The organism is Rhodococcus sp. IEGM 1307 (assembly GCF_030056915.1).
Classification (GTDB): Bacteria; Actinomycetota; Actinomycetes; order Mycobacteriales; family Mycobacteriaceae; genus Rhodococcus_F; species Rhodococcus_F opacus_D.
Genome location: NZ_JASHKW010000022.1, coordinates 166202 through 173088 on the forward strand (window position 1 = coordinate 166202; position 6887 = coordinate 173088).

Genomic DNA, 6887 nt, shown 5'->3' on the forward strand with positions numbered 1-6887 from the left:
TTCGGGGCAGCCCAGCGTGATCTCGGTGGGTCCGCCCGAGTGGAAGACGAGAAGCCAACTGTCGTCGGTGAGCTGGTGCCCGTCTTCGGTGTGGGAGCGGATGTCGGATCCGTCGATCCACGCCTGGAGGGTGCGCCTGGAGTCGTCGTACCACGCGGGGTCGTCCATCTCCGCGCCGTCGGCGCCGAACCACACGAGGTCGGGATGGCCGGTGGGTGTGCGCCTGCCCTCGAAGAATTCCGGCTGGCGCAGGGCGGGGGAGGCGCGTCGCAGGTCGAGGGCGCGGGTGACGAACGCGGTGAGGGTCGTGTCCCCGGAGCTCCAGTCGAGCGGCCAGGAGTCTTCACGCGGGGTGTCCTCGGGGACGCAGTACGCGTTGTTGTTGCCGCCGAGGGTGTGACCGAATTCGTCGCCGGCCGTGAACATCGGCGTGCCGGTCGACAGCGCGAGCGTGGCCAGGAGCGCACGGACGTGCCGGGACCGCGTCTCGATGATCGACGGATCGTCGGTGGGGCCTTCGACGCCGTGGTCGACGGAGTCGTTGTGATCGGCGCCGTCCCGGTTGTCCTCGCCGTTGGCCTCGTTGTGCTTGCGGACGTACGACACGAGGTCCGCGGCGGTGAACCCGTCATGCGCGGTCACGAAATTGACGGACGCCCACGGCCGCCGGTTTCCGAACACGTCCTCGGAACCGGCCACCCGGGAGGCGAGGTCGCGCACGCCGGTGCCGCCGTTCCAGAACCGTCGAACGGTATTGCGGTACTTGTCGTTCCATTCCGACCACTGGACGCCGAAGTGCCCGACCCGGTATCCGTCCGACGTGGCATCCCACGGTTCGGCGATCAGTTTGCACCGGGAGAGAACGGGATCCGCCGTGATCGCGGAGAAGATCGAAGCGCGGGAATCGAATCGGCCGCCGCCGGGACGGCCGAGAGCGGACGCGAGGTCGAACCGGAATCCGTCGACCCCCATCTCGTGCGCCCAGTAGCGCAGGCTGTCGCCGATCATCCGGACGACGATGGGCGACTGTGCATCGACGGTGTTCCCGCAACCGGTGATATCGATGTCGCGGCCGTCGGAGTCGAGGAGGTAGTAGCCGGGGGCGTCGAGGCCGCGCCAGCTGAGGCTGATGCCGTCGACGCCCTGCTCGCAGGTGTGGTTGTACACCACGTCGAGGATGACCTCGATCCCCGCGGCGTGCAGCGCGTCGACCATCGTGTGGAACTCGGTGATCTCCTCACCCGGCACCACCGCATAGCCCGGGTGGGGGGCGAAGAACGCCGCGGTGGAGTATCCCCAGTGGTTGCGCATGCCCCGCGCGCGCACGGTGCCCTCGGAGACGTACGCCTGGACGGGAAGCAGTTCGACCGCGGTCACGCCGAGGCGGACGAGATGGCCGACGACGGCGGGTTCGGCGAGACCCAGATACGTTCCGCGGTACTGCGGCGGCACGTCGGGGTGCCGTGCGGTGAACGATCCCACGTGAAGTTCGTAGACAACGGTTTCCTCCCACGGCCTTTCGATCCGCGGTCCGCTCGTGCGGGCGTGGTCGGCCGTGACCACCGACAACGGTGTGTGGCCCAGGCTGTCGACGCGCGACGGGCCGCCGAACGGGTCGCCGTCGTGGGAGACGAGTGCGTCGTGGTCGCCGAGTCTGCCCGTGATGCGGGTCGCCCACGGATCCAGAAGCAGCTTGGCGGGATTGAGGCGCACGCCGCGTCCTGGGTCCCAGCGTCCGTGCGCGCGGTAGCCGTAGCGTTGTCCCGCACCGACCCCCTCGACGATGCCGTGCCAGATGCCGTACGTTCGCTGGACCAGATCGATCCGCGTCTCGTCGCCATCCTCAGAAATCAGGCACACCTGTACCAGTTCGGCGTCGGGAGCGTGAACCGCGAACTGCGTTCCGGTGCCACGCACTTTCGCTCCCAGGGGAAACGGTGATCCGGGCAGCCGCAGACTCGGCGGGAGCGACGACATCTCGCCGGGGTGCGAATCGATGTGAGGCGACACGCAACTGATCCTGCCGTGAATGCCCGGAAGATGTGCGGGAAGATGGGTGCGTGCATGAACCTGATCCTGATCTCCTCATCGAATTCGACGACGTTCTCCTCCGCCGCGGGGGCAACACTCTGGTGGGCCCGGTCACCTGGAAGGTGGAACTCGACGAACGATGGGTCGTCCTCGGACCGAACGGGGCAGGCAAGACGTCGTTGCTCCGGATCGCGGCCGCCGAACTGCATCCCACGAGCGGAAGCGCCTACCTTCTCGGTGAAAGGCTCGGCCGCGTCGACATCAACGAACTGCGACCGCGAATCGGACTGTCCTCCTCGGCGCTCGCCAACCGGGTGCCGTCCGAGGAGGTTGTGACCGATCTCGTCGTCTCCGCCGGCTACGCGGTGCTCGGGCGCTGGCGTGAGCGCTACGACGACATGGACACCGACCGTGCCGTCGAGATGCTCGAGAGCCTCGGCGCCGAGCACCTCGCCAAGCGCACGTACGGCACCCTGTCCGAGGGTGAGCGCAAACGCGTCCTCATCGCCCGTGCGCTGATGACCGACCCGGAACTGCTGCTGCTCGACGAGCCCGCCGCCGGTCTCGACCTCGGTGGACGCGAGGAACTCGTCGCGCGCCTCACCGACCTCGCCGCCGACCCCGACGCCCCCGCGACGGTCCTCATCACCCACCACGTCGAGGAGATCCCGCCGGGATTCACTCATGCACTGCTCCTCAAGGAGGGGGAGGTGGTCTCGCAGGGGCTCCTCGATCAGGTCATCACGGCAGAGAACCTCAGCGAGGCGTTCAGCCAGTCCATCAGCCTGGACAAGGTCGACGGCCGGTTCTTCGCGCGGCGGACCCGCGTCCCCGGCGCGCACCGGCGGGGCTGAGGACCGGCCGTCACACCGGGGGACCGACTGCGACCCCCGTCACCCGGCGGCGTAGGTTCCGAGACATGGTCTCGAAGCAAGAGCAGGCGCCCCGCGACAGTACCGACGTGGCACCCAAGGACGCGTCCACGGTCATCCTCATCCGTGACGCCGCGGCAGACGCCGCGTCGCCCGGAATCGAGGTGTTCCTCCTCCGCCGGGTGAAGGGGATGGCGTTCGCCGGCGGCATGACGGTGTTCCCCGGCGGCGGCGTCGACCCGTCGGACGCCGCCGCCGAGGTCGACTGGGCGGGACCGTCCGTCGACTGGTGGGCCGAGCGGTTCTCCACCGACGCCGCGCGCGCGAAGGCACTCGTGTGCGCGGCGGTGCGCGAGACGTTCGAGGAATGCGGCGTGCTCCTCGCGGGACCGAGCGCGGACACGGTCGTCGCGGACACGTCCCGTTACGCGCAGTCCCGCACACAACTCGAGAAACGCGAACTGTCGTTCAGCGACTTCCTGAAGCGCGAGAACCTCGTCCTGCGCGCCGATCTGCTGCGGCCCTGGGCCAACTGGATCACCCCGGTCGGCGAGGGCCGCCGCTACGACACGCGGTTCTTCGTCGCCGCCGCACCGCACGGCCAGATCGCGGACGGTGCGACGTCCGAGGCCGAGGACGTGCAGTGGCAGAGTCCGGCCGCGGCGCTCGAGCACTGGCAGGGCGGCGGAAGCATCCTGCTGCCGCCGACGTGGAGTCAGCTCACGGCGCTCAGCGCGTTCGGCTCGGTCGCGGAGGTGCTGGCCGCGGAGCCGGAGATCCCGGTGATCCTGCCGACGCTGATCACGGACGAGGAGCAACTCCGCGTGGAGTTCCCGGGACAGGACGGCTACTACGAAGCCGGTCCGCATCCGTGGGCGTCCCGCGACTGATCGCGATGCGGCGGGCCGCGAAACCGGGTCGGAGGCAGACAAGTAGCCTTTTGCCCCATGGCTGAGTTTGTCACTCTCGAGGTATCCGAAGGCATCGGCACGATCCGGCTCGCGCGCCCCCCGATGAACGCCCTGAACCGTCAGGTTCAGCAGGAGTTGCGGGCAGCGGCGCGGGAGGCGACCGTCAACGCCGACGTGAAGGCCGTCATCGTCTACGGCGGCGAGAAGGTCTTCGCTGCGGGCGCGGACGTGAAGGAAATGTCCGAGATGAACTTCGGGCAGATGTCCGACGTGATCGGCGACCTGCAGTCCGACCTCGCGGCGGTCTCCGAGATCCCGAAGCCCACCGTCGCCGCCATCACGGGGTATGCGCTCGGCGGCGGCCTGGAGGTCGCGTTGTCGGCGGACCGGCGCATCGCGGGCGACAATGCCAAGCTCGGTGTACCGGAGATCCTGCTCGGCATCATTCCCGGCGGCGGCGGCACCCAGCGTCTCGCCCGGCTGATCGGACCGTCCAAGGCCAAGGATCTGCTGTTCACCGGCCGGTTCGTCGACGCCGAGGAGGCCCTGTCGATCGGGCTGGTCGACGAGGTCGTGGCGCCGGACGACGTGTACGAGGCGGCCCGCACGTGGGCGTCGCAGTTCACGAAGGGGGCGGGCCGCGCCCTCGCCGCGGCGAAGGCCGCCGTCGACCGTGGGCTGGACGTCGACCTCACGACAGGGCTCGCGGTGGAGCGTCAGCTGTTCACCTCGCTGTTCGCCACCCAGGACCGCACGATCGGGATGGAATCGTTCATCGAGAACGGCCCAGGTAAGGCTCGGTTCACGGGCGAGTAGTCTGGAGCCCGAAACTAGAACCTGTTCACTCTTACCAGCGAGTAGGATTTGCCGCATGACTGCAAGCGCCCATGACGACCCAGCTCCTCATCCGCACGCCACCGCCGAAGAGGTAGAGGCTGCGCTGAAGGACACCAAGCTCGCCCAGGTGCTCTACCACGACTGGGAAGCCGAGACGTACGACGAGAAGTGGTCGATCTCGTACGACGAGCGGTGCATCGACTACGCGCGCGGACGTTTCGACGCCGTCGCGGGCGATCAGCCGCTGCCCTACGAGCGGGCGCTCGAACTGGGCTGCGGCACCGGATTCTTCCTCCTCAACCTGATGCAGGGTGGAGTCGCGAAGACCGGTTCGGTCACCGACCTGTCGCCCGGCATGGTGAAGGTCGCCCTCCGCAACGCCGAGGGCCTGGGATTGTCCGTCGACGGCCGTGTCGCCGACGCCGAAACCATCCCGTACGAGGACGACACGTTCGACCTCGTCGTGGGACATGCGGTCCTGCATCACATCCCGGACGTGGAGCAGTCTCTGCGCGAGGTTCTGCGCGTCCTGAAGCCGGGCGGGCGTTTCGTCTTCGCCGGTGAGCCGACCACGATCGGCAACTTCTACGCCCGCTGGCTGGGCCGCGCGACGTGGGAGGTCACCACCCGGGTCACCAAGTTGCCGTTCCTCGCCGACTGGCGTCGCCCGCAGGCGGAACTGGACGAGTCCTCCCGCGCGGCTGCGCTCGAGGCCGTCGTCGACCTCCACACGTTCGATCCGGGCGACCTCGAGAAGATCGCGAAGTCGGCAGGCGCCGAGCAGGTTCACGCGGCCACCGAGGAATTCGCCGCCGCTCTGCTCGGCTGGCCCGTCCGCACGTTCGAGGCCGCCGTACCCCCGGAGAAGCTGGGCTGGGGCTGGGGGCGTTTCGCGTTCACCGGATGGAAAACGCTCAGCTGGGTCGACGAGAAGGTTCTCCGGCACGTGGTGCCGCGGGGATTCTTCTACAACGTCATGATCACCGGCGTGAAGCCCGGCAACTGAATTGGGCTATGCGTTCACTCCCGGGGACGTGGAGTTCCTGCAGAGCCCGGACGGGGCAGCCGCTCTCGCGGAAGTGGACGGCTTCGCATTGACCACGTCTACGCGCCTGGCCGACATCGGCCGGGCGCGTACGCGTTTCGGCTCACACGTCGCATTGCTGGTGGAGACCGTGCTGTTGCGGCGGAAGGCCGCCGCCAAACTTCCCGGCACCGAAAACTGGTTCTTCACGGACGACGCTCTGCAACAGGCGACGCCGCGTGCGGTCGCCGCGCATCGTGCGATCCGGCTGAAGGACCGGGACGTCCACGACGTCACGTGCTCCATCGGCGCCGAACTGGACGCGGTGGTCGGGACGGCCGCGACGGTGATCGGCAGCGACCTCGACCCGGTCCGGCTCCTGATGGCGCAGCACAACGTTCCCGCGGCGGCCGTCGTCCGCGCCGATGCGCTCGTCCCGTGCACCCGCGGCACCGTCGTGCTCGCGGATCCGGCGCGACGGTCCGGCGGCAGGCGAACACACGACCCGGCCGCGCTGGAGCCGCCGCTGCCGGATCTGATCGACGCGTACCGCGGACGGGATCTCGCGGTGAAATGCGCTCCCGGACTTGATTTCGACCGGCTCGGCTGGGACGGCGAGGTGGAGGTGGTGTCGCTCGACGGCGGCGTGCGGGAGGCGTGCCTGTGGTCGCCGGGACTGTCCGGAGCCGGTATCACCCGCCGGGCGAGCGTCCTCGGCTCCGACGGCAGCGCGTGGACGGTGACGGACGCCGAGGACGACGACATCCCCGAACGCGCGCCGGGGGAATGGATCGTCGACCCCGACGGGGCCGTCGTGCGTGCCGGCCTGGTGCGGCACTACGCGGCCCGGCACGGACTGTGGCAGCTGGATCCCCGGATCGCCTATCTCACCGGCGATTCGGTTCCGGACGGTGTGCGGGGCTTCCGCATTCTCGAGCAGGTGAAGTATTCGGAGAAGTCGCTGCGGCAGGACCTGGCGCGCCACGACTGCGGGGTGGCGGAAATCCTCGTGCGCGGCGTCGACGTCGATCCCGCGGTCCTGCGTCCGAAGTTGAAGTTGCGCGGAACTCGTTCGCTCAGTGTGGTGATCACGCGGATCGGCCGCGCAGGCGTCGCGTTCATCTGCGCTTCGCGCTCGTGAGTACTTCTCAACCGCCGGGGGGCTGTTTCAAATTTCCGGGTCGGGGTCTCCGCGTGCCGCGGCGCCCCGAC

At 68.9% G+C, this 6887-nt stretch carries 5 protein-coding genes and 1 pseudogene; 5 read left to right on the forward strand and 1 reads right to left on the reverse strand.

Features of this window, described 5'->3' with window-relative positions; translation table 11 throughout:
- Positions 1 to 9 precede the first annotated feature (9 nt).
- Positions 10 to 1977, reverse strand: a pseudogene (glgX, locus tag QM841_RS33830) (glycogen debranching protein GlgX); the annotation flags it as partial.
- 83 nt (positions 1978 to 2060) lie between these two features.
- Between glgX and QM841_RS33835 the strand changes: the two are divergent.
- The 5 genes from QM841_RS33835 (at position 2061) to QM841_RS33855 (ending at position 6816) form a co-directional block, all read left to right on the forward strand.
- Positions 2061 to 2885: an ABC transporter ATP-binding protein gene (locus tag QM841_RS33835; RefSeq protein WP_052033815.1), complete on the forward strand. Its 825-nt coding sequence runs from the start codon at positions 2061 to 2063 to the stop codon at positions 2883 to 2885.
- A gap of 65 nt (positions 2886 to 2950) precedes the next feature.
- Entirely contained in the window at positions 2951 to 3793 is an 843-nt protein-coding gene (locus QM841_RS33840) for an NUDIX hydrolase (protein ID WP_283335267.1), read from the forward strand.
- Positions 3794 to 3850: 57 nt separating this feature from the next.
- On the forward strand, positions 3851 to 4630 hold the full coding sequence (locus QM841_RS33845) for an enoyl-CoA hydratase/isomerase family protein (RefSeq protein ID WP_283335268.1): 780 nt from the start codon (positions 3851 to 3853) through the stop codon (positions 4628 to 4630).
- 55 nt (positions 4631 to 4685) lie between these two features.
- On the forward strand, positions 4686 to 5657 hold the full coding sequence (locus tag QM841_RS33850; protein WP_105413082.1) for a class I SAM-dependent methyltransferase: 972 nt from the start codon (positions 4686 to 4688) through the stop codon (positions 5655 to 5657).
- A 1-nt stretch (position 5658) separates the two neighbouring features.
- A complete protein-coding gene (locus QM841_RS33855; RefSeq protein ID WP_283335269.1) occupies positions 5659 to 6816 on the forward strand; it encodes a THUMP-like domain-containing protein in 1158 nt (385 codons plus the stop codon).
- Positions 6817 to 6887 lie beyond the last annotated feature (71 nt).

Coding starts and splice junctions, on each gene's coding strand:
- QM841_RS33840 (WP_283335267.1), top strand. CDS start 2,951: ATGGTCTCGAAGCAAGAGCAGGCGCCCCGCGACAGTACCGACGTGGCA.
- QM841_RS33850 (WP_105413082.1), top strand. CDS start 4,686: ATGACTGCAAGCGCCCATGACGACCCAGCTCCTCATCCGCACGCCACC.
- QM841_RS33845 (WP_283335268.1), top strand. CDS start 3,851: ATGGCTGAGTTTGTCACTCTCGAGGTATCCGAAGGCATCGGCACGATC.